Genomic DNA, 25,597 nt, shown 5'->3' on the forward strand with positions numbered 1-25,597 from the left:
GACCCGTGGTCAGCGGGCGCCGGCCTCCCGGTCGAGGAGCGACTGCTTGACCGGGGTGCCGTACCGGAACCCGCCCACGGTCCCGTCCGACCGGAGCACCCGGTGGCACGGGACGAACAGGGCCGCGGCGTTCGACGCGCACGCCCCGGCGGCCGCGCGGACGGCCCGCGAGGACCCGAGCATCCGGGCGAACCCGGCGTAGGTCACGGGCTCGCCCGGCGGGACGTCCCGGAGGACCCGCCACGCCCGCTCCCGGAATCCGCCCGAGCGCTGCGTGACCGGGATCGACGCGGGGGCGAGGAGGTCCCCGCCGTAGTAGGCCCGGACCGCGTCGGCGGCGTCGCGGAGGACGGGGTCCTCCACCCCGCGCTGCAGGGACGTCGGGCGCAGGTCCGGGTGGATGAGCGGGAGCAGCGGTTCAGGTGTGTCGACCCATCCGGCGGCGAGGACGGCCGGGGAGAGGGTGGAGGCCCCCTGGTGTCCGACGATGACGGTGAAGGCGCCGTCGGGGGTGGACACGGTCACCGTCAGCCCCTGCGCCGGGGAACGGTACGAGGGGGAGGTCATCCGACCCACAGTACGTGAGGTGCGGGGAGGGCGTGCCGCGCGGGGTCGGTGGGGGCCGGCCCCCGATGCGTCGGCCCCCGGACGCGTCAGGGCCGGGCAGTGGGTGGGCCGTCGGCCCCGAACAGTGGGGGGCGGCCGCCGGTCCCCGAACGGTGGGGCGGCCGTCAGCCCCCGAACGGCGGGCCGACGACGAGCAGGGCGACGAAGACGACGACGATGACGACGACGACCACCGCGGCGGCCTGCGCCGGGGACCGGACGATCCACGCCATGAGGTGCTGGCCGGCCGAGCGGGGCTGCTCGTCGTCGTCCCGGAAGCGCCAGCCGCCGGACAGGCCGCCGCGGGCGGCGACGGACCGTTCGAAGGGGACCGTGGCGAACGGGACGACCGCCGAGACGACACCGAGGACGATCCGGCCCGCACCCCACCGGCCGTTCGCGGCGACGAGCGCGGTCGCGGCGAGGAAGCAGAGGAACACGAAGCCGTGGACGGGGCCGGCGGCGCGCACGCCGGCCTCCGTGACGCCGGTGTACTTCAGCACCATGCCGATGATGAGGAGTGCCCAGGTCACCGCCTCGACCACGGCGACGACGCGGTAGAGGGAGCGGGGGGAGACGCGGGAGGACGGGGTGGGCTGACCACCGGCCGGGCGGTCGGCGGCGGGGCGGGGCCCCCGGGGGACGGCGGAGCTCGTGGAGGACATGGGGGACACAGTACCGCGACCGCGGGCGGGGGCCGGGGGCGGCGTCCCGGCGGGGGTCCGGGCGGTGCGGGAGGGGGACCTGCAGTCGATCGTGTGTGCTAACGTGGGTCCGGTTGCGGGGTGTGCCGGAGCCGGTCGGAACCGGCCGGTCGCCCCGCCCGCGGCCGTCGGTCGGTGACGGGACGACGACCGCGGGGTACGAGAATGCGTCACAATGGGTCCCCGTGACATCCGGGGGACCGGTGCGACGACGGACGGGAGGAAGCCGATGGTGCGGTCGGTGACGGGCGGGCCGCCGCCGCCGGGCGGGGCGGGCCGGCGGGGGGTGCCGGGTGCGACCCGGGGGGCCGGCCTCGACGGACTCCGGGTGATGGGGATCGACCCCGGTCTCACTCGGTGCGGGTTGTCCGTCGTCCAGGCCGCGCGGGGACGGGCCGTGCTGCCCGTCGCCGTCGGTGTCGTGCGCACCCCGGCCGACCTCGAACTCGCCCAGCGGCTGCGGCGGCTCTCGGACGCCGTCGAGGAGTGGATGGACGACTACGCGCCGGACGTCGTCGCCGTCGAGCGCGTCTTCGAACGGGGTAACGTGTCCACCGTCATGAACACCGCCCACGCCTCGGGCGTCCTCATGCTGAGCGCCGCCCGCCGGGACATCCCCGTGCACCTCTACACCCCCAGCGAGGTGAAGAAGGCGGTGTCCGGCAACGGTCGGGCGGACAAGCAGCAGATGACGGCGATGATCACGCGGATCCTCGGCCTGACGGAACCACCGAGACCGGCGGACGCGGCGGACGCCCTCGCCCTCGCCGTCTGCCACTGCTGGAGGGCACCCATGAATGCACGACTGAAAGGCACACTGTGATCGCGTCACTCCGAGGAACCGTGGTGGACAAGGGGCTCGACCACGTCGTCATCGAGTGCGGCGGCGTCGGCTACCTCTGCCAGGCCACGCCCCGCACGCTCGCGGACCTCCCGCGCGGGGGCGAGGCCCACGTCCTCACGACGATGGTCGTGCGGGAGGACTCGCAGACGCTGTACGCGTTCCCCGACGCCGCGACGCGGGAGGTCTTCGGCGTCGTGCAGAGTGTCTCCGGGGTCGGGGCCCGCCTCGCGATGGGCATCATGTCCGTGCTCAGCCCCGGGGAGCTCGCCGACGCCGTCGCGGCGGGCGACGTCAAGGCCCTCCAGAAGGCCCCCGGGGTGGGCAAGCGCCTCGCCGAGCGCATGGCCGTCGACCTCCGGGGGAAGCTCGACGCCTTCGCCGGGACCGCGCCCGCCACGGCGGCCGGCACCGGGTCCGGCGCGCCGGACGTCGCCGCCGACGCGGTCGGCGCGCAGGTCGTCGAGGCGCTCACCGGCCTCGGGTTCAGCCGGGACGCGGCCGAGGCCGTGGTCGGTGAGGTCGCCGCGGCCGAGCCCGGGGCGGACACCGGGACGCTGCTCCGCCTGAGCCTCGCCCGGATCGGCGGAGGTGCGCGGTGAGCGACATCGAACGGACCGAGTTCGACCTCTCCGGTGCCACCGGCCCCACGGTCCCGGCCGCCGGACCGCGCGCGACGGGCGCCGACGCCGCGGGGGTCAACGACGACCTCCGTCCCGCGCAGCTGCCCGCCGAGGCGGAGGCCGAACTGTCCCTGCGGCCCCGGTCGCTGCGGGAGTTCATCGGCCAGCCGAAGGTCAGGCACCAGCTCGACCTCGTGCTGCGGGGGGCGCGGTCGCGCGGGGTCGCCCCGGACCACGTGCTGCTCGCCGGCCCGCCCGGGCTGGGTAAGACGACGATGGCGATGATCATCGCGCAGGAGCTCGGGACGTCGCTGCGGATGACGTCCGGCCCCGCCCTCGAACGCGCCGGCGACCTCGCCGCGATGCTGTCCAACCTCATGGAGGGGGACGTGCTCTTCATCGACGAGATCCACCGGATCGCCCGCCCGGCCGAGGAGATGCTCTACATGGCCATGGAGGACTTCCGCATCGACGTCATCGTCGGCAAGGGCCCCGGGGCGACGTCCATCCCCATCGACATCGCCCCCTTCACCCTCGTCGGGGCGACGACCCGCGCAGGCATGCTCACCGGGCCGCTGCGCGACAGGTTCGGCTTCACCGCGCAGATGGAGTTCTACGACACCGACGACCTCACCGAGGTCGTGGTCCGGGCCGCGGGGATCCTCGGCGTCGACATCACCCGCGAGGCGGCGGCCGAGGTCGCCTCCCGGTCCCGTGGCACCCCCCGCATTGCCAACCGGCTGCTCCGGCGGGTGCGGGACTACGCGGACGTCCACGCCGACGGCCGCGTCACCCTCGACGTCGCCCGCGCGGCGCTCATCGTCTTCGACGTCGACGGCAGCGGCCTCGACCGGCTCGACCGGGCGGTGCTCACCGCGCTCGTCACCGGGCACGGCGGAGGGCCCGTGGGCGTCGGGACGCTCGCGCTCGCCGTCGGTGAAGAGGTTACGACCGTCGAGGAGGTCTGCGAGCCGTACCTCGTGCGCGCCGGCCTCATCGCCCGCACCCCGCGGGGTCGGGTGGCGACGGGGGCGGCGTGGCGGCACCTCGGCATGGAGCCCCCCGCGGAGGCCCCGGGGCTCTGACCGCGGCCGGCCCGGTGCCGGCCGAACGGCCGTCGGGCGCGCCCCCGTGTGGCACACTGGGAGGCATGGAATTCATTCTGATCGTGCTCATCATCCTGGTCTTCCTCGGGATCCCGCTCATGCAGGTCCGGAAGCAGTCCCGGCAGCTCAAGACGATCCGGGAGTTCCAGTCGCAGCTGCGTGAGGGGATGATCGTCCAGACGACCTCCGGTCTGCGCGGCGTCGTGACCTACGTCGGAGAGCACACCGTCGACCTGGAGATCGCCCCGTCCGTCGTGACGACATGGGACCGCGCCGCCGTCCTCAAGCTCATCGACGACGCCGGCGCGACCGGGATCGACGCCGGGGCCCCCGTCGCCCCCGCGGAGACTCCGGGGGAGAACCCGGGGGAGACCCCGGACACGGACGTCGCCCGCGGGACCGCGGGGACCGGTGACGCGGACACCGCCGACGGCACCGCCGAGCCCGTCGTCATCGACGAGCGGCCGCGGGACGTCGACCCGACCACGCGGGACGCCGGGTCCACGCGTCCGGACGACCTGCCCGGGACAGGTGGGCAGCACCGGCCGTGAGGCGCCGGTGACGCATCCGTGACGGTGCAGTCGCGCCGAGGGCCGGCGGGGGGCGGGCCCGGGTGGGGCAGGGCGACGCTGCGGGACGCTGCGGTCGCGCCGAGAGGCCGGCGGGGGCCGCGCCCGGGTGGGGCAGGGCGACGCGGCGGGACACGGTCGACGGCACGGTGAGTCGCGAGGTGGGGGTGAGGGGGCGGAGGATATAGACTCTCGGGGGTTAGGCAACGGACAACCCTCAGGAGAACAGCGTGAACTCAGCGCGGAAGACCGCCGCCAGGGCCAGACGGTGGCCGGTGCAGGCGCTTCTCGGCTTCATCGTCCTCGTCCTGGTCGTCTTCGGACTGGTGTTCTTCACCGGCCCGAAGACCCCCGTACCGAAGCTGGGCATCGACCTCCAGGGCGGGACGCGCGTGACGCTCGTCCCGCAGGGGGAGCGGCCCACCGGTGACCAGCTCGACCAGGCGCGACGGATCCTCGAGGACCGCGTCAACGGCATGGGTGTCTCCGGCGCGGACGTCGTCACCGACGGCGACACCCTCGTCATCACCGTCCCCGGCGAGGACTCCTCCCAGGCCAAGGCCCTGGGCCGGACCTCGCAGCTCCTCTTCCGCCCGGTCGTCTCGCAGGGCGGCCCGCAGCCCACGAAGAACTTCGGTTCGACGCTCGTCTCCACCGCCGACCGGTGGGTCTCCGCGGGCATCATCACCCCGGACGACGCGAACAAGAAGCTCGGCGACATGGCCGGACAGATGGAGCAGATGGGGCTGCCCAAGCCCGAGGGGCCGCTCACGGTCCACGCCACGGCCCCGAAGGAGCCGGGCAACTCCATCGAGGAGCAGGAGCAGCGGGACAAGCAGGCCGACGTCATGAAGACCGACCGCCAGAGCGACGACCCCGACACGCTCTTCGCCTCCGCCGCGCTCCTCACCTGCGGCCCGTCCGACCCGCTCGCCGGTGCCGACGACCCCCGCAAGCCCCTCGTGGCGTGCGGTGACCAGGGGCCGCAGCTGCTCGCCCCGGTCCCGCTGCTCAAGGGGGAGACCGACGAGCAGAACGGCCGTCGGCTCACCGGTGACCTCGTCGAGAACGACAGCGTCCAGGGCGGGCTCAACCCGCAGACCGGGCAGGTCGAGATCACGTTCAAGTTCAAGACCGGCGGCGACAACCCCGGCGGCGAGACGTGGGCCGACATCGGGCAGAAGAACCTCGGCAACGCGATCGCCATCACGCTCGACAGCCACATCATCTCCGCCCCGCAGATCCGCGAGGCCACCCCGGCCGGGTCGACGACCCAGATCACCGGCGACTTCTCGGAGAAGGAGGCGCAGGACCTGGCGAACAACCTGCGCTACGGTGCGCTGCCGCTGAGCTTCACCGGTGAGAACGGGGAGCAGGGCGGAACCGCCCAGACCATCTCGCCGACCATGGGCCTCGCCTCGCTCCGCGCCGGCCTCATCGCCGGCATCGTCGGCCTCGTGCTCGTCGCCCTGTACGCCCTGGCGTACTACCGCGGGCTCGGCGTCGTCGCCCTGCTGTCCCTCGTCGCCTCGGGCGTGCTCATCTACGGCACCCTCGTGCTGCTCGGACGCTGGATCGGGTACAGCCTCGACCTCGCCGGCATCGCCGGCCTCATCATCGGCGTCGGGACGACGGCGGACTCGTTCGTCGTCTACTTCGAGCGGATCAAGGACGAGATCCACCAGGGGTCGACCTTCCGGTCCGCGGTCCCGCGCGCATGGAAGCGGGCGAGCTCGACGGTCGTCACCGGCAACATGGTCTCCCTCGTCGCCGCCGTGGTCCTGTACTTCCTCGCCATCGGCGAGGTCAAGGGCTTCGCCTTCACCCTGGGCCTGACGACCTTCTTCGACATCGTCGTCGCGTTCCTCGTCACGGCCCCGCTCGTGATCCTCCTGTCCCGCCGGGAGGCCTTCGCCCGACCGGCCCTCAACGGGCTCGGCTCCGCCTTCCGCTCGTCCCGCCGGAACCGCCGGGAGGCCGAGCGCCGCGCCGCCGCGGCACCGCGGCCCGCCGCCCGGCCGGCGGCCGACGCCGGGTCCGGGGCCGACGCCTCCGACGCCACGCCGGCGACCGGCGACGTGACCGGCACGGCCACCCCGGCGTCCGGCACCGCCGGCACAGACACCCCGGGCACGGCCACGCCGGCGCAGGACAGCGTCGGCACGGACACCCCCGGCACGGACGCCCCCGAGACGGCGACCGGAAAGGACGACCGATCATGAGCACCCCGAACGATCCGCACGATCCGAACGGAGCTGTCCCCGTGACCGACCCGACATCCTCCGGGACGACCACCGCCCCCGGCCCCGACGCGACCGCCCCGTCGGCGGACACCGCCCGGGCCGACGCCGCCGCCGACCGGCCCGCCGGCTTCCTCGAGCGCATGTACAACGGCGAGGGCGGGTTCGCCTTCGTCGGCCACCGCCGCCGGTGGTTCACGATCTTCGGGATCGTCGTCGTCGCGTGCCTCGTGACGATCCTCGTCCGCGGGTTCTCCCTCGGCATCGACTTCGAGGGCGGCACCCGCATGACCGTGCCCCCGGACAACGGCGCCGACGAGACCTCGGTCAGCCGCACGTTCCACGACGCCACCGGCGTCGAGGCGCAGTCCACCCAGGTCGTCGGCTCCGGGGCGAGCCAGACCATCGAGATCACCTCCGAGCGCCTGAGCAACGAGCAGGTCGACAAGGCCCGGGTGGCCCTCTTCAACGCCTTCCACCCGAAGGACAACAACGGGCAGGTCACCCCCGACTCCATCGGCGACTCCACGGTCTCCGAGTCCTGGGGCGGGTCGATCACGAAGCGCATGGTCATCGCCCTCGGCGTGTTCCTGCTGCTGATCTTCGCCTACATCGCGATCCGCTTCGAACGGGACATGGCGATCTCGGCGATCGTCGCGCTCCTCGTCGACCTCATCGTCGTGTCCGGCATCTACTCCCTCGTGGGCTTCGAGGTCTCGCCGGCGACCGTCATCGGCCTGCTGACGATCCTCGCGTACTCCCTCTACGACACCGTCGTCGTCTTCGACAAGGTGCGGGAGAACACGGCGGACGTGTTCGGGTCGACCCGGTCGACGTACGGGGAGCAGGTGAACCTCGCGGTCAACCAGACCGTCATGCGGTCCATCAACACGTCCCTGTTCTCCATCGTGCCCATCGCGTCGCTCCTCGTCGTCGCCGTGTGGCTCATGGGTGTCGGCACGCTGAAGGACCTCGCGCTGGTCCAGCTCATCGGCGTCATCGCCGGCACGTTCAGCTCGATCTTCCTCGCCTCGCCGCTGCTCGTGACCCTGAAGTCCGTGCAGAAGGCGTACCGGGAGCACGACGCGAAGGTCGCCCGGGCCCGCGAGCTCGCGGCCTCGGGTGCCGGCCCGCTCGGCCGGGCCGACGTGTCCGGCGACCGGCCCGCCGACGGCGCAGCCACGGCGACGGCGGGGGAGCCGGGAACGGGTGCCGCCACCGCCGTCGACCCCGCGGCCACCGCCGCCGCCGACCGGGGCGCGGTCGTGGCGCGGTCGTCGTCGGTCCTCACCTCCGGGACCGACGGGGACGCCCCCGCCGGCGACCCCACCGTCACCGACGACACGACCCCCGGCGACGGCGCCGGCACCGCCCGCCGGACCGTGCGCCCGCCCTCGACCCCGACGACGGACAGCGGCCGCTCCTGGCGACCGGGGATGTAGGGCCGATGCCTCCCCGGTTCCCCCACCTCCGTCGGGCCCGGGTCGTCCCGGCCGTCGTCACCGCCCTGGTCACCGCCGGGGCCGGCCTCGCCGCGTGCGGCACCCGTGACGACCCGGGCCCGGACGCCCCGCAGCCGGCCTTCGGCTACGCGCTGCCGGTCCCGCTCGTCACGACGAACGCGGGCAGCGCGGTCGGCGTCGCCACCGACGCGGCGAAGATCTCTGCCCGGCTCTACCCGGGCGCGTTCCTCAACGGGCCGAACGGGCAGCTCCTGCCGAACGCCGACCTCGTCACCGCCGCGCCCGTCCCGCCGGGACCCGACGCCCCCGCCGACGCGGTCGACTACACGGTCGCCGACGCCGCGACGTTCTCCGACTCCGTCCCCGTCACCTGCGACGACTTCTACCTCGCGTGGGCCGCCGGGGTGAACCCCGCCGCCTTCGGCTCGGACATGCCGGTGTACCGGTCGGTGACCTCCGTCGACTGCACCCCTGGGTCGCGGACCTTCCGCGTCACCTTCACCCCGGGGCACGCCGGCCGCTACCGGGAGCTGTTCGGCATCGGTCAGGTGCTTCCGGCCCACACCGTCGTCGCCCACGCGGGCTTCGGCGACGCCGCGCCCGACGGGGCCGGGGCCGGGGCCGACTCCCCGGCCGACGCCTCCGGCGACGCCGGGACGACGGGTGCGGACGCGGCCGGGGAGACCGCCGGCACCGGACAGCCGGACGTCGTGTCCCTGCTCTCCTCCGGCGACCCCGACACCCTCGACCGGCTCGGCGCCGCGTGGCGCGACACCTTCACCCTCGCCACTACCGACCCCGCGACGGTGCCGACCGCCGGGCCGTACCGGATCACCGGCCGGCGCGCCGACGGGTCACTCACCCTCGAGCCGAACCCCGCCTGGCGCGGCGACGCCCCGGGTCAGGGCTCGGTCGTCATGTGGCCCGCCGGGGTGGACTACCGCCGGATCATCGCCGACCGCCAGCTCGTCATCGCCGACCTCCCGCCGACGGTCCGCGACGCCGACGGGGGAGACACCGGGTTCTCAGGTGCCGGGCTCCGGTTCTCGACGGCCGCCGGGACGCGGGTCGACGGCCTCCGCCTGTCCGACCAGGGGGTGTTCGCCCCGGCGGAGAACCGGTCCGCGTTCGCGCGGTGCATCGACCGCGCCGCGGTCGTCCACGCGGTCCAGCAGACCACCGGCGTCGACGTCACGCCGACGGGGCTGCGCGTCATCGCCCCGTCGCACCCCCTCGCCCCGCGGCTCGCGGACATCAACGGCCGCGCCACGGCGGTGGACCGGGACGCGGCGAAGGCCGCGCTCGACGGGGCGACGGTGCGCATCGGGTTCCTCGGCGACATCAGCCGGTACGCGCCGATGGTCACGGCCCTCGCCGGGTCCTGCGCCGAGGCCGGCGTCACCGTCGTCCCCGTGCCCCGCACCGCCGACGACCTCGGGCAGCTCGGCGTGGACTACGACGCCGTGCTCGACGCGCGGTCGTCCTTCGCCCAGAACCCGGACTCGCCCGTGTCGGTCTTCTCCCCGCTCGGCGACATCCGCCGGGCCGAGGAGGAGCTCGACACGCAGACGGCGACGATCCCGCTGACGACGGAGCCCCGCGCGATCGCCGTCAACGACCACGTCGCCAACGTCGTCGACAATCCCGGTGAAGCCGGGCTGAGCTGGAACATGGACCGGTGGGTGGAGCACGACGCCCCCGTGTCCTCCGCGGAGCCGTCCGCTTCGCCGCAGGCGTGACGTCGGCTACGCTGACTATCCTGAGCAGTCCGCCCGTGCGGAGCGACGCAGTGGAGGTAGCGATGACGGAGACCCGGTTCAGCACCGCGACGGAGGCGCTGACGGCGCTGACCCGCGTCGTCCCCGACTTCCCCTCGCCGGGGGTGACCTTCGGCGACCTCACCCCGGTCCTCGCCGACCCGGACGGCTTCCGGGTCGTCGTCGACGACCTCGCCGCCGCGGTCGGGGAATGCGCGCCGGACCTCGTCGCCGGACTCGACGCGCGGGGCTTCCTCGTCGGCTCGGCCGTCGCGCGGGCCCTCGGCACCGGGATCCTCGCCGTGCGGAAGGCGGGGAAGCTGCCGCCGCCGGTGCACCACGAGGACTACGCCCTGGAGTACGGCACCGCGGCCCTCGAGATCCCCGCCTCCGGGGTGCCCCTCGAGGGTCGGAGGGTCGTCCTCGTCGACGACGTCCTCGCCACGGGCGGCACGATGGCGGCGTCGCGGGCCCTGCTCGAGCGCGCGGGGGCGGTCGTCTGCGGACTCGCCGTCGTCCTCGAGGTGCCGGGCCTCGGCGGACGGGACCGGTTCCCCGACCTGCCCCTGTACGTCGCCGGCGACCGGGACGACGACCGCCCCGGCGCCGTCGGCGCCACCGCGGTGCGGGACACCACCCTGACCCGCAGCGAGGAGACCCACCTGTGACCACCGACCGCAACTCCCTGTGGATGGGCGCCCGCATCGCCCGCAGCCTCACCGGCCGCAGCCGGGTCAACCCGGTGCTCGGGCCGCTCATCGCCGTGCACCGGACCTTCCACCCCCGGGCCGACCTCGACCTGCTGGACCGGGCGTACTCGACGGCGGAGCACCTCCACCGGGGCGTGCTGCGGAAGTCCGGCGAGCCGTACATCACCCACCCGCTCGCCGTCGCCACGATCGCCGCCGAGATCGGGATGGACACGACGACGATCGTCGCCGCGCTGCTCCACGACACCGTCGAGGACACGGAGTACTCCCTCGCCGACCTCGAACGGGACTTCGGGGCCGAGGTCGCCCGCCTCGTCGACGGGGTGACGAAGCTCGACAAGGTCGCGCTGGGCTCCGCGGCGGAGGCGGAGACGATCCGTAAGATGATCGTCGCGATGGCCCACGACCCGCGCGTGCTCGTCATCAAGGTCTCCGACCGGCTCCACAACATGCGCACGATGCGGTTCCTCCCGCCGGAGAAGCAGGCGAAGAAGGCACGGGAGACCCTGGAGGTCATCGCCCCGCTCGCGCACCGGCTGGGGATGGCGTCGGTGAAGTGGGAGCTCGAGGACCTCGCGTTCGCCATCCTCTACCCGAAGAAGTACGACGAGATCGTCCGGCTCGTCGCCGACCGGGCCCCGAAGCGTGACCAGTACCTCGCCGGGGTCATCGACGAGGTGCAGGCGGCGATGCGGTCGTCGTCGATCACCGCCGAGGTCGTGGGCCGGCCGAAGCACTACTGGTCGATCTACCAGAAGATGATCGTCCGGGGCCGGGAGTTCGACGAGATCTTCGACCTCGTGGGCATCCGCATCCTCGTCGAGGACGTGCGGGACTGCTACGCCGCCGTCGGCGCCGTGCACTCCCTCTACCAGCCCATGCCCGGGCGGTTCAAGGACTACATCAGCTCACCGCGCTTCGGCGTCTACCGGTCCCTCCACACGACCGTCATCGGACCGGACGCCAAGCCCCTCGAGGTGCAGATCCGCACCTACGAGATGCACCACAACGCCGAGTTCGGCATCGCCGCCCACTGGCGGTACAAGGAGACGCGCGGCTCGCACCGGGGGGACAACGCCGAGGTCGACCAGATGGCGTGGATGCGGCAGCTCCTCGACTGGCAGAAGGAGGCCGCCGACCCCAACGAGTTCCTCGACAGCCTCCGCTACGACCTGTCCACCAACGAGATCTTCGTCTTCACCCCGAAGGGGGACGCCGTCACGCTGCCGACCGGCGCGACGCCGGTGGACTTCGCCTACACCGTCCACACCGAGGTCGGTCACCGGTGCATCGGGGCGAAGGTCAACGGCAAGCTCGTCGCCCTCGAGTCCCCGCTGAAGACCGGGGACAAGGTGGAGATCTTCACCTCGAAGGACAGCGGGGCCGGCCCGAGCAAGGACTGGGAGAGCTTCGTCGTCTCCCCCCGGGCCAAGAACAAGATCCGCGCGTGGTTCGCCAAGGAGCGGCGGGAGGAGGCCCTGGAGAAGGGGCGCGACGCGCTCGCCGCCGAGGTACAGCGGGGCGGGCTGCCCGTCCACCGCCTCTTCACCGCGAGTGCGCTCAAGGCCGTCGCCGCCGACCTCCACCACGACAGCGTGAGTTCGCTGTACACCGCCATCGGTCAGGGGCACGTCACCGCCGGGCACGTGACGAACCGGCTCATCGAGATGTTCGGGGACGACGACCAGGTCGACGGGCTCTCCCAGATCCCGACGACGACGCGGTCGCGGCTCGACCACACCGTGCAGAAGGGGCGCGGCGACGGCAGCGGCATCCTCGTCCAGGGGGAGGCGGACTTCTCCGCGAAGCTCGCGAAGTGCTGCACCCCGGTGCCGGGGGACGCCATCTTCGGCTTCGTCACGAAGGGCGGGGGAGTGTCCGTCCACCGGACGGACTGCACGAACTCGGAGAAGCTCCACCGGGAACCCGGGAGGATCGTCGAGGTGTCGTGGGCGGCGTCGTTCGCCAACGCCGTGTTCGTCGTCACCGTGCAGATCGAGGGACTCGACCGGACGGGACTGCTCTCCGAGGTCACCCGGGTCGTCAGCGAGCAGAAGGTGCCGATCATCGCGACGAGCACCCACGTCGCCGAGGACCGGGTGGCGGTGTGCCGGTTCACCTTCGAGGTGTCCGACACCAAGCAGCTGGGGTACCTCATGAACCAGCTGCGCAACGTCGAGGGCGTCTTCGACGTCTACCGTGTGACGACCGGGGGCTGACCGGCGGCCGCCCTCGCGGGCGGCTCACCGCCGGGGCCCCGGTCGGGCGGCCGTCCGCCGCCCGTCCGCCGGCTCAGGCGTCGGCGGTCGCCTTGGTGATGCGGACCTCCTGGGTGGGCTTGCCGCCCTGGCCCTTCGCCGCCGCGTTGTCCTTGTTCTGGTCGTTGATCGTGTCCAGGGTCTGCAGGCCCTTGTCGGCGATCGTGCCGAAGACGTTGTACTTCGGCGGGAGCGTCGAGTCCCCGCTGACCATGAACAGCTGGGAGCCGTTCGTGTCCTTGCCGGAGTTCGCCATGGCGAGCGTGCCGCGCGCGTAGGTGACGGGCTTCTCCGCGTCCTCGGGCTTCACACCGTTCGTCGGGAACTCGTCGGCGAAGGAGAAGCCGGGGCCGCCGGAGCCCTTCGCCGTCGGGTCGCCGCACTGGAGGATTTTGAGGGCGTCGGACTCGACGATGCGGTGGCACACGGTGTCGTTGTAGTAGCCGGCCTTGACGAGGTGCTCGATCGCGTTGACCGTGCACGGCGACGTCGAGCGGTCGAGGGTCATCGGGATCTGGCCCTGCGACGTGTCGAAGGTGACCTTGACCGTGCCGGAGGTGGGGACGTCCTTCCCGTTCGGCAGGCTGACCTGCTTCGCCGCGTCACCGGTGTTGGTGTAGTCGCAGGTCACGGTCTTGCCGTAGGGGGTCAGCGGGGCCTTGGGCATCGCGGCGGCCTTCGTGTCCTCGGCCGGGTCCGTCGTCGACGTCGCCGCGGCGTCGGAGGCCTCGGTCGCGGAGTCCCCGCCGTCGCGTGTCGTCAGGTAGATCACGCCGCCGACGAGAACGACGATCACCACGAGGGTGGCGACGACGACCCCGAGGGGGCGGGCCTTCTCCCGGCGCTCCCGCGCCTTGAGCTCCTTCTGGAGCGCAGAGAGTGCCTGGTCACGGCGACGTGAGTTGTCGGACGGGGTTTCAGCCAACGGTCCGGGTCCTTTCATCGGTGTCCGGGCGACGGCCGCCGGCCGGACGGGGCCCGCCCGTGGTCGTCCACCGGCGGGGGCGTGCTGGAAGTGCCCGTACATTATGCACGTCGGGCGCAGGTCGATCCAGGTGACCCGCGGGCGTGACCCCACCCGCCGGTACAGTGGGTCCGCATGGAGCTCATCACCGTCACCGTCGGCCCGTTCGGGACGAACTGCCACATCCTCCACCGGGACGGGACCGCCACCGTCGTCGACCCCGGCCACGGGGCGGCCGCGGAGGTCCGCCGGGTCGTCGCCGCGCACGGTCTCACCGTCGACCGGGTGCTCCTCACCCACGGTCACATCGACCACATGCGCGACGCGGGGGAGGTCGCGCGGGAGCACGACGTCCCCGTGCTGCTCCACCGGGAGGACCACGCCTGGCTGACCGGCCCCGGCCGGCCGGTCCCGCTCATGTGCGAGGGGCCGCTGGGGGAGATGTTCGGCGTCGCGGACATGGTGCCGCTCACGGTCGACGACGTCACCCCGTACGGGGAGACCGTCGACATCGCGGGGGAGACGTACACGGTCCACCACACACCCGGTCACTCGCCGGGGTCGGTCATGCTCCACCGGCCCGGTGCCACCGGCGAGGGGGAGTCGGGTGCGGGGACGGTCATCGGCGGGGACGTCCTCTTCCGGGGCGGGGTGGGGCGGACGGACCTCCCGCTGAGCTCGCCGGAGGCGATGGCCCGGACACTGCGGCGGCTGCCGGGGCTGTTCGGGGAGCACGACGTCGTCCTCCCCGGGCACGGCCCCTCCACGACCGTGGGCCACGAGACCCGCACCAACCCGTTCCTCCGGCAGGCCGGGGGACTATGATGGGCCACCGTGACTGACAGCCCGAGCACCCCGACGACCGAGCCGGAGCAGACCCCGGCGACCTCCCAGGCCCCCGCCGCGGCGGGCCAGCCGTTCTCCGCCCCGAAGGGGGTGCCGGACTACGTCCCCCCGGCGTCCGCCGAGTTCCACGCGGTCCGCGACGCCTTCGTCGCCCGCGCCCACGAGGCCGGGTACCAGCACATCGAGCTGCCCGTCTTCGAGGAGACGGGGCTGTACGCCCGGGGCGTCGGCGAGTCGACGGACGTCGTGTCCAAGGAGATGTACACCTTCGAGGACCGGGGCGGCCGCAGCGTCACCCTCCGCCCGGAGGGGACCGCCGGCGTCATCCGCGCCGTCATCGAGCACAACCTCGACCGCGGCCAGCTGCCGGCGAAGCTCGCCTACAGCGGCCCGTTCTTCCGCTACGAGCGGCCCCAGGCGGGGCGCTACCGCCAGCTCCAGCAGGTCGGGGTCGAGGCCGTCGGCGTCGACGACCCCGCGCTCGACGCCGAGGTCATCGCGCTGGCCGACCGGTGCTTCCGCACCGTCGGGCTCACCGGCTACCGGCTGGAACTGACCTCCCTCGGCGACGCGACGTGCCGGCCCCGCTACCGGGAGACGCTCCAGCGGTTCCTCGACGGGCTGCCCCTCGACGAGGCCACCCGCACCCGCGCCCGGCTCAACCCGCTGCGTGTGCTCGACGACAAGCGCCCCGAGATGCGCGAGATGCTCGCCGACGCCCCGCTCATGCTCGACCACCTCTCCGACGGGCCCCGCGAGCACTTCGAGACCGTCACCGGGCTGCTCGACGACATGGGCGTGGCCTACACCGTGAACCCGCGGATGGTCCGTGGGCTGGACTACTACACGAAGACCTGCTTCGAGTTCGTCCACGACGGGCTCGGCGCGCAGTCCGGCATCGGCGGCGGGGGCCGGTACGACGGGCTCATGGCTCAGCTCGGGGGACAGGACCTCTCGGGCATCGGCTTCGGCCTCGGTGTCGACCGCACGCTGCTCGCCCTCGAGGCGGAGGGCCGGAGCGTCGGCACGGGCCGGAGGGTCGACGTCTACGGCGTCGCCCTCGGTGCCGCGGCGAAGCGGCGCATGGCCCTGCTCGTCGACGAGCTCCGCGCCGCCGGGGTGTCCGCGGACATGGCGTACGGCGACCGGGGGCTCAAAGGCGCGATGAAGGGGGCTGACCGGGCCGGCGCCCTCTACGCGCTCGTCCTCGGCGACCGGGAGCTCGAGGACGGCACGGTCGCCCTCCGCGACCTCGGCAGCCACGACCAGGAGCAGCAGGAGCTCGGTGACGTCGTGCGCGTCGTCGGCGAGCGCGTCGCGCAGCGGCGCTGAGACCCGGGTCCGGCCCGCGGCCCGCCGGGGGGGCGGCCGGGCCGCGGCGGCCCCGGTGAACGGGTGATGAACTCTCGGCGGGAAGCCCGTGACGCGGCGGGGCGTCGCCGGGCGCGCCGGCCACGACGGTGCTTCACTGTCGGTGTCCCGACCCCCTGACGCAGGAGCCACCGTGCAGCAGCCCGCCCGACCACCCCGCCACGTCCCACCCGCTCCCCGCCACCGCGTGACCGCCACCCTCACCGCCGTCGCTCTCGGGGCCGCCGTCACCACCGTGACCGTGACCGTCCCGGCCACGGCGACCCCCGCGGGGGACGGCGTCGTCATCTCCGAGTACTACGGCGGGGGCGGCAACTCCGGCGCGACCCTCACCCGCGACTTCGTCGAGCTGTTCAACCCGACCGACCACCCGGTGAGTCTCGACGGCTGGACCCTCCAGTACCTCCCGGCGACGGCGTCCGCCGCGACCGCGGACCGGCGGACCGCGCTCCACGGCACCGTCGCGCCCCACGGGTACTACCTCGTCGCCGGGGCCGCGGGGGCCGGCGGGACCGTCGACCTCACCGCCGACGTGACCGACCCGCGCCTCGCGATGGGGGGACGTGCGGGGACGGTCGTGCTCATGTCCTCGGACGCCCTGTTCGGGACGGGGGCGGACCCCGTCGACGTCGTCGGCGTCGGCCGGCCGCGGGTCCACGAGGGCCGGCCCGGGCCCGCGGTGTCGAACACGACGTCCGCCTCCCGCGACGCGGCGGGGACCGACACCGACGACAACGCCGCCGACCTCACCGTCGGTGCGCCGACGCCGCGGTACTCGGGTGGCGACGCGACGGTCGGCGGGGGCGACGGGACGCCGGGGGATCCGGGCACCCCGCCCGCCGGCACCCCCGGCGCGCCCGGCGACCCGGACGACCCGGCCGTGCCCACCGTCGCCGTGACCGACATCCAGGGCACCGGCGACACCTCCCCGCTCGTCGGCCGGCGGGTCCGCACCGCCGGGATCGTCACGGCGACGTACCCGGACGGCGGCCTCGACGGGCTCGTCATCCAGACCGGCGGCCCCGGGCGGCTCCGCCACGCCGGCGAGGCCTCGCCGGGGGTGTTCGTCTACACCGGACCGGGCCGCGCCCCGGGCGCGGAGGCGGTCGGCCGCTGTGCGGTCGTCGTCGGCGAGGTCGCGGAGTTCCACGAGCAGACGCAGGTGTCGGGGACGGCGACCGTCGTCGACCCCTCCACCGAACCGGGGTGCGCGGAGCCGGTGACCCCCGTGACCGACCCCGTGCCGGAGGACCCCGCCGACCGGGAGGCCAACGAGTCCACGCTCGTCCAGCCCGCCGCGCCGTACACCGTGACGGACAACTACTCCCTCGACCGGTACGGCTCCGTCTCCCTCGTCGACGGTGACCGGCCGCTGCCGCAGGCGACGTCGGTCGCCGCCCCGGGCGCGGAGGCCGCGGCCGTCGAGGAGGCGAACCGGCGCCGGGTGCTCACCCTCGACGACGGGGCGACGCGCGACTTCCGCAGCGCCGCCGCCGCGGCCGTCCCGCTGCCCTACCTCGCGAGCGCCGACGGCATCCGGTCGCTGCGCACCGGTGACCACGTCCGGTTCACCCGGCCGGCCGTGTTCGGGTTCACGTTCGGGTCGTGGTCGCTCCAGCCGACGACCCCGGTGACGGGGCTCACCCCCCGGGCGGAGCTGCCCGTCTCCTGGGACGACGGCCGCGCCGCGGAGGTCGGCGGTCCCGCGCCCGTCGGCGGGTCGGACCGGCTGGCCAGCGTCAACGTCCTCAACTACTTCACCGACCTCGGCGCGGACGAGCCCGGCTGCCGCGCCCGCACCGACCGCACCGGCACCCCCGTCACCGCCGACCGGTGCACGGTCCGCGGCGCGTACACGCCGGAGGCCCGGGCGGACCAGCAGGCGAAGATCGTCGCGGCGGTCAACGGGCTCGGCGCGTCCGTCGTCGGGCTCGAGGAGGTGGAGAACAGCGCGGCGTTCGGCCGCGACCGGGACGAGGCGCTGACCACCCTCGTCGACGCGCTCAACGCCGCGGGCGGGACGTGGCGGGCCGTGCCCTCGCCGGCCCCCGGGAACCGGCCGGCCCCGGAGGACGAGGACGTCATCCGCACCGCCCTGATCTACAACCCGGAGCGCGTCACCCCGGTCGGGGAGTCCCGCATCCTCGACTCAGAGGCGTTCACCGGCATCGCCCGGCAGCCGCTGGCCCAGGAGTTCGCCCCGGCGGGCGGGGGCGAGCCGTTCGTCGTCTCGGTGAACCACTTCAAGTCGAAGGGCTCCGTCGCCCGGGGCGACCGGGACACCGGTGACGGGCAGGGCGCGAACGCCCGGCTGCGCGTCGCCCAGGCGGAGGCGCTGCGGGACTGGCTCGCGGCGCAGGAGGACTGGCGGGACACCGCCCAGTTCATCATCGGCGACCTCAACTCGTACGCGCGGGAGGACTCGGTGACGACGCTGCTCGACGCCGGATTCACCGACATCGGGGAGCGGTACGGCGCCGGGGAGTCCTACCTCTTCGGCGGCCGGGTCGGCTCCCTCGACCACGTCCTCGCCAACCCGCGTGGCCTCGCGTTGACGACCGGGGCGGACGTGTGGGACATCAACGCCGACGAGTCCCCGGCGTTCGAGTACTCCCGGCGGCGGGCGAACGCCGTGGACTTCTACGCGCCGGACATGTTCCGGGCGTCGGACCACGACCCGGTGGTCGTCGGTCTGGCTCTGGACGGGGACCGGCGGCCGCCGGCGGAGCCCGGTGCACCGGCGGGGAGTGCACCGGGCAGCGTCCCGGGCAGTGCACCGGTGACGACACCGCCCGGGTCCGGGGCGGGGTCCGGTGCCGGGTCGACCGTGGGCTCGGTGGCGGGCTCGCTGGCGGGCTCGGTCGCCGGGTGGTTCGCGGGCCGGTTCGGCGGTCAGCGCCGCTGACCGGCACCGTCGGGACCGTTCGTGCCGGCGGGCCCGTCGGGGTCCCCGGTGCCCGGCAGGAGGCTCACGGCCCGTCGGGGTCGTCCGGGTCGAGGGGGACGACGATCGGACGCCCGCTGACCGGGTCCGGGAGGATCCGGCACGGCAGGTCGTAGACCTCCCTGATGAGGTCCTCGGTCACGACCTCGGTGACCGGCCCCTGGGCCACGACGCGGCCCTCCTTCATGACGATGAGGTGCGTCGCGTAGCGGAAGGCGAGCGCGAGCTCGTGGAGGACCATGACGACCGTCGTGCCCTCGCGGTGGAGTGAGCGGGCGAGGGTCAGCACCTCGATCTGGTGGGCGATGTCGAGGAACGTCGTCGGCTCGTCGAGGAGCAGGATCGGGGTGTCCTGGGCCAGCGCCGTGGCGATCCACACCTTCTGCCGTTGCCCTCCGGACAGGTCCGAGACCGGGCGGTCGGCGAGCCCGTCCGTCCCCGTCGCCCGGAGCGCGGCGTCGACGGCCCGGCGGTCGTCGGCACTCCACTGCCGGAACAACCCCTGGTGGGGGTAGCGGCCGCGGGAGACGAGGTCACCGACCGTGATGCCCTCGGGGGCCGTCGGCGACTGCGGGAGCACCGCCAGTCGGCGGGCGACCTCCTTCGTCCGGTAGTCGGTGATCGGCCGGCCGTCGAGGACGACCTGCCCCTCCCGGACGGGGAGCATCCGGGCGAGGCTCCGCAGCAGGGTCGACTTCCCGCACGCGTTCGGCCCGACGATGACGGTGAACCCGCCGTCGGGCACGGTGACGTCCACGGAGTGGAGCACCGGCCGGCGGGCGTAGCCGCCCGACAGCGAGCGGGTGCTGAGCCGGGGCGGGGTGTCCTCGACCGGGTCCGACGGGGACAGGTGGGCGCTGGTCACGGGGGTGGGCTCCTGACGGTCTCTAGGTGTGGCGCTGACGGGTGAGGAGGTAGAGCAGGTAGACGCCGCCGAGCACGCCGGTGACGACGCCGACGGGGAGCTGGACGGGGGCGAAGATGCGCTGGGCGACGATGTCCGAGCCGACGACGAGGACGGCCCCGAGGACCATCGACGTCACGACCCCCGCGCCGCCGGTGCGGGTGAGCAGCCGGGCACTGTGCGGGGCGGCGAGGGCGACGAACGCGACAGGTCCGGCGACCGCGACGAGCGCCACCCCGAGCGCCACGAGGCCCAGGCGGCGACGCTCGACGCGGACGCCGAGGCCCGTCGCCAGCTCGTCGCCGAGGGCGAGGGCGTTGAGGGTGCGCTCCTGGGTCCACGCGACGGCGAGGAGGACGCCGACGGCGACGAGCGCACCGGCCGCCGTCGCCCACGTCACCGCGGCCAACGACCCGGCCAGCCACAGGGCGGCCGTCTGCGCGGCCGTGAGCGAGGCCCGGACGAGGAGCAGGGAGTTCAGCGCGTGGAGGACCGCGGACACCCCGATCCCGACGAGCACGAGGCGGGGCCCGGTGACGCCGCTGCGCCAGCCGAGGGCGGTGATGAGCACGGCGGCCGCGGCCCCACCGACGACCGCACCGGCGGCCGTGCCGGTGGGCGTCGTCCCCAGGACGGTGATCGCCAGCAGGGCACCGGTCGCGGACCCTACGGTGAAACCGATGATGTCCGGGCTGCCCAGGGGGTTGCGGGAGAGGGACTGGATGATCGCCCCGGACGCGCCGAGGGCCGCGCCGACGACCGCCCCGGCGACGACGCGGGGGGCGCGCTGCTGCTGGACGAAGAACACCGCGAGGCGGTCGTCGCCGAGGCCGACCAGCGCGGCGACGGCCCGGGGCGGGGTCAGCGGGTAGTCGCCGAGAAGCAGTCCGGTCACCGCGAGGACGACCAGTGCGGCGAGGAGGCAGGCGGTGACGACGCGGGTGCGGCGGGTCCGGCGGGGCGGGTGGGCAGTGACGGCCGTGGGGGACATGCCGGACCCGGGGGACGTGCGGGTCGGTCGCGGGCCGGGCGTGGGACGGGACGGTCGCGTGGTCACAGCGCCTCGATCCGGCGGCGGCGCACCACCGCGATGAAGACAGGTCCGCCGAGCAGGGCGGTCATGATCCCGAGCTGCACCTCCTGCGGCGCGACGACGGTCCGCGCCGCGACGTCCGCGACGAGGGCGACGACCGGGGCGGCGAGGATGCACGTCGGCGTGATCCACCGCTGGTCCGGGCCGCAGATCGCGCGGGCGACGAACGGCACGACGAGGCCGAGGAACATCAGCGGGCCGACGGCCGCCGTCGCCGCGCCGGCGAGCAGCGTGATCGCGACGACGACGAGCACCCGCGTGCGGGCGACGTGCACGCCGAGCGACCGGCCCGACTCGTCGCCGAGGGCGAGGGCGTTGAGAGCCGGGGCGACGAGGGCCGCGAGGATCAGCCCCGCGACGATGAACCCGAGCACCGCGAGGGTCACCGGGTACCCGCGGCCCTCCGCGGACCCGGCGACCCAGAACCGGAACTCGTTGAACGCGTTGGTGTTGCTCAGCACGACCCCCTGGACGACCGCGGACACCGCCATGCTCACGGCGACCCCGGCGAGGGCCAGCTGGGCGGGGTCGGGGGCACGACGGCCACCGCCCCCGAGGAGGTACACCGCGACGGCGGCGGCCGCGGCCCCGGCGAACGCGAACCACAGGTAGAACCAGACCGACGTGATCCCGGTGACCGCCACGGCGAGGACGACGGCGAGGGACGCCCCCGCGTTGACGCCGAGGATGCCGGGGTCGGCCAACGGGTTCCGGGTCAGGGACTGCATGAGGGCCCCGGCGACCCCGAGCGCGGCGCCCACGACGACGACGAGCACCGTCCGGGGGATGCGCTGGTCCCGGACGATGATCGCCTCGAAGGACCCGTCGGGGGAGGTGAGCATCCGCCACACGGTGTCGAGGGGCAGCGGGTTGGAACCGACGGCCACCGAGAGGGCCAGCAGCAGGACGAGGGCGACGCCGAGGCCGGCGAGCCCGACGGTGCGACGGACCGCGGGCCGGGTCACCGGGCCGCGCCCGGCACGACGGCCCCGTCGGCGTCGACGGTGTCGCCGGTGTCGCCGGCGTCCGGGTCGTCCACCGCGTCCGGGTGACCGGCCGCGGCGAGGGCCCCGGCCCGGAAGGCGCGGTCCCGCACGGCCCCGCTGACGGTCCACACGATGATCGCGGTGAACCCGACGAGGAGGATCGCCCCGCCGATGAGCACCCCGGTCGCGGGCAGGCCCCAGAGTGTGGGACGGGCCTGCGCCTGGACGGTCGCGGCCTGGTCGTAGGACACGGGGACGGGGTTGCCGTAGGAGTCGACGAGCCCGCCGCCGATCCCGGTCGCGGCCCCGGCGGCCGCGGCCGTCCCGGCGGCGCCGGCCGCCGCACCGGCGGGGGCCCCACCGGCGGCGGGTCCGCGGGCGGCCGTCGTCGCCGCTGCCGCGCCGGCCCCGGCGGGGGCACCGGGTGCACCGGGGGCGCCGGCCGCCGCGACCTGCGGGGCCGCGCCCGGGCGCGCGGCGGCCGGCGGACGGGCGGCGGGTGCGGCCGCGGCCGGGCGGGCACCGGCGGGGCGGTTCGCCGCACCCGGCTGCGCCGCGTTCGGGGCGACGGGCACGGGGACGGGGGCCGGGGCCGGGGCCGCACCACCGCCGGTGCCGGTGCCACCGGCCCCGCCCGCACCGCCACCCGTGCCGCCCCCGCCGGGGGTGGTCCCGGAGTCGGCGACGACGGTGAAGTCCCCGCCGCCGCGGAGCGTGAACCCCTTGACCCCGGTCCCACCGTTGCCGACGGGCTGTGAGGCGAGGAACCGGAGCCAGTGCGCGCCCGGCGGGATGTCGCAGGGGAGCTGGAGGGACCCGGAGACGGTGCCGTCACTGTCGATGCGTTGCTGGGCGACGACGCCGGTGCCCTGGACGGAGGTGTCGCTGTAGCCGATGCCGTCGTCGATCTTGATGTTGAGCACCTCGCCGGCCGGGAAGCCGCGGACGGTGTAGCTGAGGGACTCGCACGGGCGGACGGTCCGGGGGCTCACGGACGATGACGTGCCCGGGGTGTCCGGGCTGGGGCCGCCCGGGGGGACGGCGACGGCCCACGGCGCCGTGGAGGCGAGGACCCCGGCGGCGGCGACCGTGGCGAGGGTGCACCGGACCCGGTGGCGGCGCGGGGACGTGCGGAGGGGGCGGTGGAGGGGGAGGTGGTTCACGGGATGCTCCTGGGTGTCGACGGTGGGCGTGGTGACGGGGGCCGGTGCGTCACCGGCGGAACCGGCGGCGCGTGAGGCCGGCGGCGGCCGCCGCGAGGGCGGTGACGGCGGCGCTGACGGCGATGACGAGGCCGTCCCGGGCGGTGAGGCCGTCGTCGGGCCAGGTCGTGGGGATGCCCGCCGCGGCGATGGCCGGGGTGGCGACCGGGGCGTCGGGCACGGAGGTGAGGACGACGGGGACCCAGCCCGCGAGGGACCCGTCCGCGCGGACGAGGGCGATGCGGTGGTCGCCGTCGGGGATCGAGGAGACGTCGAGTGCGAGGGACCGCGACCCGTCGAGGGGGATCCAGTCCACCGCCACGGGGTCCGGGTCGTAGACGTAGGGGAAGACCCAGTCGCCCGGCTGCCCGTCGGCGAGCGTGAGCGTCACGGTGTTGCCGTCGAGCGTCGCGGTGACCTGCCCGGCGGGGAGGCCGGTGAGGGCGGCGAGGTCGGGGGCCGGCGGGGCCGGCGGCGTCGCCGGACGGTCGGCCGGGGCCTGGGCCGTCGTGCCGGTCGTGGCCGCGCCGGCGGTGGTGGTCGTGGCGGTCGGCGCGGGCACGGTCGACCACGCGGGCACGGTGGGCAGGGTCGCCGGCGCCGCCCACGTGACGATGCCCGGGTCGGTGTCCCCGGCTGTCGCGTCCCAGGCGACCGCGTCGGCGGCGGCTGCGCCGGTGGTGCCGGCGGTGGCGGGGGCCGTCGCCGGGGTCGTCGGCGCCGCGGTGCGGGCCGTCGTCGTGGCCGGGTCAGGTCCGGCCTCCTTGACGAGGGACTCGACGCCGTCGAGCATCGCCTGGATCGCGGCGATGATGCCGGTGGCCTCGAGGTACCAGTCCGGGTCCGTGGGCGTCGCCGTCGACGTCCGGACGGGGACCCACCCCAGGAGGGTGCCGGTCTGCCCCCGGTTCCCGGACTGGAGGACGAGGGACACCGTGCCGTCCGGCAGGGTCGTGCCCGCGGCCGGGAGGGTGACGGTGCCGTCGGCGGCGGCCCGGAACCACCGGCCGGGCCACGGGTGGCGGGGCGAGCCGTCGGCGATGTAGGCGGTGGCGTAGATCCAGTCGCCCTCGACGGCCCCGGGGACGGTGACGACGAGGTCACCGTTCGCGCGGCGCGTCGCCGTGACCCCGTGCCGGGTCGCGTCGGTGAGGTCGCTGCGCGGGTTCACCGGGTCGGGCGGGGAGCCGGGCTTGTACTCGCCGACGACGAAGCTCGTCAGCCCCTCCTTCTTCTGCGCCGGGCTGGGGATCGTCCGGATGGGGTCGTCCTGCTGGAGCGACCCGCTGAGGATGCGGATCCAGTGTTCGCCGGGGGGGAGGGCGGGGTTCGAGCCGCGGGGCCCGGCGGTCGTGCCGTCGGGCAGGTCGATGTCGACGCTCCAGTTCCCGGACAGGTCGGCCTTGACGATCTGCCACACCGTGAGGTTGTCGTGGACCTTGGTCTCGGGCAGGCGGCTGAAGGCGCCGTCGTCGATCTTGAGGGCGATCGTCGCGCCGCCGTGGGTGGGGTTGCACCAGCCGGTGCCGCTGACGCGGAGGCGGCCCTCGGCGTCGGGGACGTGGGCGACCTCGACGAGCGTCTCGGGGGTGGAGGGGGTGCAGGAGACCGTGGGGCGTTCCGGCTCCACCCACGGGACACCCCCGACGGTGACCGGCGCGGAGATCAGTGAGCGCGTCGCGCGGGCGGCGTCGGCCCCCGGACCGGTGAGGCCGGCCGCGGCGTTGACGGTGAGCTTCTGGCCGGGGACGACGGGCACCCCGCCGTCGGTCGGGAGGTCGACGGTGGCCTCGAACGTGCCGTCGGGGCGGACGGTCACGAGCTGCCAGATGGTGGGCTCGGGCCGGCCGGTGACGGGGTGGTCGAGGACGCCGGTGCTCCGGCTGTACTGCCCGCTGCGGCCGTCGGGGGCGGGAAGGGTGTAGTTGAGCTTGAGGGTGACGACGGGGGCCGGGGTCACCCCCGCGCCCCACCCGGCGCCGCGGACGGTGATGCTCCCGCCGGGGTCGACCTCGGACTGCACCTCGAGGGTCGCGCCGTCGGTCGGCGAGGTCACGACCACCAGCGGCGGCCGGCCGGGCTCCGGGGCGGCCGTGGTCGCCGTCGGCTGCGCGGTGTCCCGGGCGGCGGCGGCCGGTGCGGACGGGGTCGGGGAGGGGGAGGTCGACGCCCCGACCGCCGCGGGGGTCGCCGGGGTCGTGGGTGCCGCTGAGGTCACGGGGGCGGCGGGGGCCGACGTCCGGGCCGGGGCGGCGGAGGTGTCCGTCGCGGCGGTGGCGGTCCCGGCGCCGGTCACCGGGGCGGCGACGAGGCCCGCGGTGACGAGCACGGCGAGGGCCCGGTGCGGCGCGGACGCCGCGGGCGGCGGGGACAGGGTGGAGAAGGTGGTCGGGCGGGGGGCGGTGGTCAT

The 25,597-nt window shown here is 74.8% G+C and carries 20 protein-coding genes; 12 read left to right on the forward strand and 8 right to left on the reverse strand.

Features of this window, described 5'->3' with window-relative positions:
• Positions 1-9 precede the first annotated feature (9 nt).
• Both CBOVI_RS05135 and CBOVI_RS05140 read right to left on the reverse strand, forming a co-directional pair.
• On the reverse strand, positions 10-567 hold the full coding sequence (locus CBOVI_RS05135) for a methylated-DNA--[protein]-cysteine S-methyltransferase (protein WP_010272590.1): 558 nt from the start codon (positions 565-567) through the stop codon (positions 10-12).
• Positions 568-731: 164 nt separating this feature from the next.
• The gene (locus CBOVI_RS05140) at positions 732-1,271 is read right to left on the reverse strand and encodes a DUF3817 domain-containing protein (RefSeq protein WP_010272588.1); all 540 of its coding nucleotides are present in this window, start codon (positions 1,269-1,271) and stop codon (positions 732-734) included.
• Positions 1,272-1,641: 370 nt separating this feature from the next.
• Here CBOVI_RS05140 and ruvC point away from each other — a divergent pair, with 370 nt between their 5' ends.
• The 9 genes from ruvC to CBOVI_RS05185 all read left to right on the forward strand — a co-directional run bounded on the left by ruvC (position 1,642) and on the right by CBOVI_RS05185 (position 12,838).
• Positions 1,642-2,133, forward strand: coding sequence for a crossover junction endodeoxyribonuclease RuvC (gene ruvC / locus CBOVI_RS05145; protein ID WP_043362763.1), 492 nt, complete (start codon positions 1,642-1,644; stop codon positions 2,131-2,133).
• Positions 2,130-2,753 (forward strand): Holliday junction branch migration protein RuvA, encoded by a 624-nt coding sequence (gene ruvA / locus CBOVI_RS05150; protein ID WP_029158008.1) that lies wholly within the window; start codon positions 2,130-2,132, stop codon positions 2,751-2,753. The genes ruvC and ruvA overlap by 4 nt, the downstream gene beginning before the upstream one ends.
• On the forward strand, positions 2,750-3,859 hold the full coding sequence (ruvB, locus tag CBOVI_RS05155) for a Holliday junction branch migration DNA helicase RuvB (RefSeq protein WP_010272583.1): 1,110 nt from the start codon (positions 2,750-2,752) through the stop codon (positions 3,857-3,859). The genes ruvA and ruvB overlap by 4 nt, the downstream gene beginning before the upstream one ends.
• Positions 3,860-3,924: 65 nt before the next feature.
• Positions 3,925-4,431, forward strand: a complete 507-nt coding sequence (yajC, locus tag CBOVI_RS05160) for a preprotein translocase subunit YajC (RefSeq protein ID WP_010272581.1) — start codon at positions 3,925-3,927, stop codon at positions 4,429-4,431.
• Positions 4,432-4,679: 248 nt separating this feature from the next.
• Complete coding sequence (gene secD, locus CBOVI_RS05165; RefSeq protein WP_125187061.1) at positions 4,680-6,671, forward strand: protein translocase subunit SecD; 1,992 nt, start codon at positions 4,680-4,682, stop codon at positions 6,669-6,671.
• Positions 6,672-6,832: 161 nt separating this feature from the next.
• Positions 6,833-8,131, forward strand: coding sequence for a protein translocase subunit SecF (secF, locus tag CBOVI_RS05170; protein WP_221190578.1), 1,299 nt, complete (start codon positions 6,833-6,835; stop codon positions 8,129-8,131).
• 5 nt (positions 8,132-8,136) lie between these two features.
• The gene (locus tag CBOVI_RS05175) at positions 8,137-9,891 is read left to right on the forward strand and encodes an ABC transporter substrate-binding protein (protein ID WP_010264008.1); all 1,755 of its coding nucleotides are present in this window, start codon (positions 8,137-8,139) and stop codon (positions 9,889-9,891) included.
• 62 nt (positions 9,892-9,953) lie between these two features.
• Complete coding sequence (locus CBOVI_RS05180) at positions 9,954-10,577, forward strand: adenine phosphoribosyltransferase (RefSeq protein WP_010264012.1); 624 nt, start codon at positions 9,954-9,956, stop codon at positions 10,575-10,577.
• Positions 10,578-10,600: 23 nt separating this feature from the next.
• Positions 10,601-12,838 carry a RelA/SpoT family protein gene (locus tag CBOVI_RS05185; RefSeq protein WP_221190577.1) on the forward strand — a complete coding sequence of 746 codons (2,238 nt, stop codon included), beginning with the start codon at positions 10,601-10,603 and terminating at the stop codon, positions 12,836-12,838.
• Positions 12,839-12,911: 73 nt separating this feature from the next.
• Here CBOVI_RS05185 and CBOVI_RS05190 read toward each other — a convergent pair whose 3' ends face one another.
• On the reverse strand, positions 12,912-13,802 hold the full coding sequence (locus tag CBOVI_RS05190) for a peptidylprolyl isomerase (RefSeq protein ID WP_010264021.1): 891 nt from the start codon (positions 13,800-13,802) through the stop codon (positions 12,912-12,914).
• 174 nt (positions 13,803-13,976) lie between these two features.
• Between CBOVI_RS05190 and CBOVI_RS05195 the strand changes: the two genes are divergently transcribed.
• The 3 genes from CBOVI_RS05195 (at position 13,977) to CBOVI_RS05205 (ending at position 18,963) form a co-directional block, all read left to right on the forward strand.
• Positions 13,977-14,666 carry an MBL fold metallo-hydrolase gene (locus tag CBOVI_RS05195; RefSeq protein WP_010264026.1) on the forward strand — a complete coding sequence of 230 codons (690 nt, stop codon included), beginning with the start codon at positions 13,977-13,979 and terminating at the stop codon, positions 14,664-14,666.
• A gap of 111 nt (positions 14,667-14,777) precedes the next feature.
• Entirely contained in the window at positions 14,778-16,019 is a 1,242-nt protein-coding gene (hisS, locus tag CBOVI_RS05200) for a histidine--tRNA ligase (protein ID WP_050798170.1), read from the forward strand.
• Between the two features lie 226 nt (positions 16,020-16,245).
• Positions 16,246-18,963 carry an ExeM/NucH family extracellular endonuclease gene (locus tag CBOVI_RS05205; RefSeq protein ID WP_010264337.1) on the forward strand — a complete coding sequence of 906 codons (2,718 nt, stop codon included), beginning with the start codon at positions 16,246-16,248 and terminating at the stop codon, positions 18,961-18,963.
• A gap of 64 nt (positions 18,964-19,027) precedes the next feature.
• Here the strand turns inward: CBOVI_RS05205 and CBOVI_RS05210 are convergent, their stop codons facing one another.
• The 5 genes from CBOVI_RS05210 to CBOVI_RS05230 form a co-directional block, all read right to left on the reverse strand.
• On the reverse strand, positions 19,028-19,867 hold the full coding sequence (locus CBOVI_RS05210) for an ABC transporter ATP-binding protein (protein WP_010264334.1): 840 nt from the start codon (positions 19,865-19,867) through the stop codon (positions 19,028-19,030).
• 22 nt (positions 19,868-19,889) lie between these two features.
• Positions 19,890-20,897 (reverse strand): FecCD family ABC transporter permease, encoded by a 1,008-nt coding sequence (locus CBOVI_RS05215; protein ID WP_010264331.1) that lies wholly within the window; start codon positions 20,895-20,897, stop codon positions 19,890-19,892.
• Between the two features lie 62 nt (positions 20,898-20,959).
• Positions 20,960-21,964, reverse strand: a complete 1,005-nt coding sequence (locus CBOVI_RS05220; protein WP_010264327.1) for a FecCD family ABC transporter permease — start codon at positions 21,962-21,964, stop codon at positions 20,960-20,962.
• Positions 21,961-23,148 carry a hypothetical protein gene (locus CBOVI_RS05225; RefSeq protein ID WP_183273719.1) on the reverse strand — a complete coding sequence of 396 codons (1,188 nt, stop codon included), beginning with the start codon at positions 23,146-23,148 and terminating at the stop codon, positions 21,961-21,963. The genes CBOVI_RS05220 and CBOVI_RS05225 overlap by 4 nt, the downstream gene beginning before the upstream one ends.
• Positions 23,149-23,197: 49 nt before the next feature.
• Positions 23,198-25,597: a hypothetical protein gene (locus CBOVI_RS05230; RefSeq protein ID WP_183273718.1), complete on the reverse strand. Its 2,400-nt coding sequence runs from the start codon at positions 25,595-25,597 to the stop codon at positions 23,198-23,200.

The sequence above is a fragment of the Corynebacterium bovis DSM 20582 = CIP 54.80 genome (assembly GCF_030408615.1).
GTDB classification, from domain to species: domain Bacteria; phylum Actinomycetota; class Actinomycetes; order Mycobacteriales; family Mycobacteriaceae; genus Corynebacterium; species Corynebacterium bovis.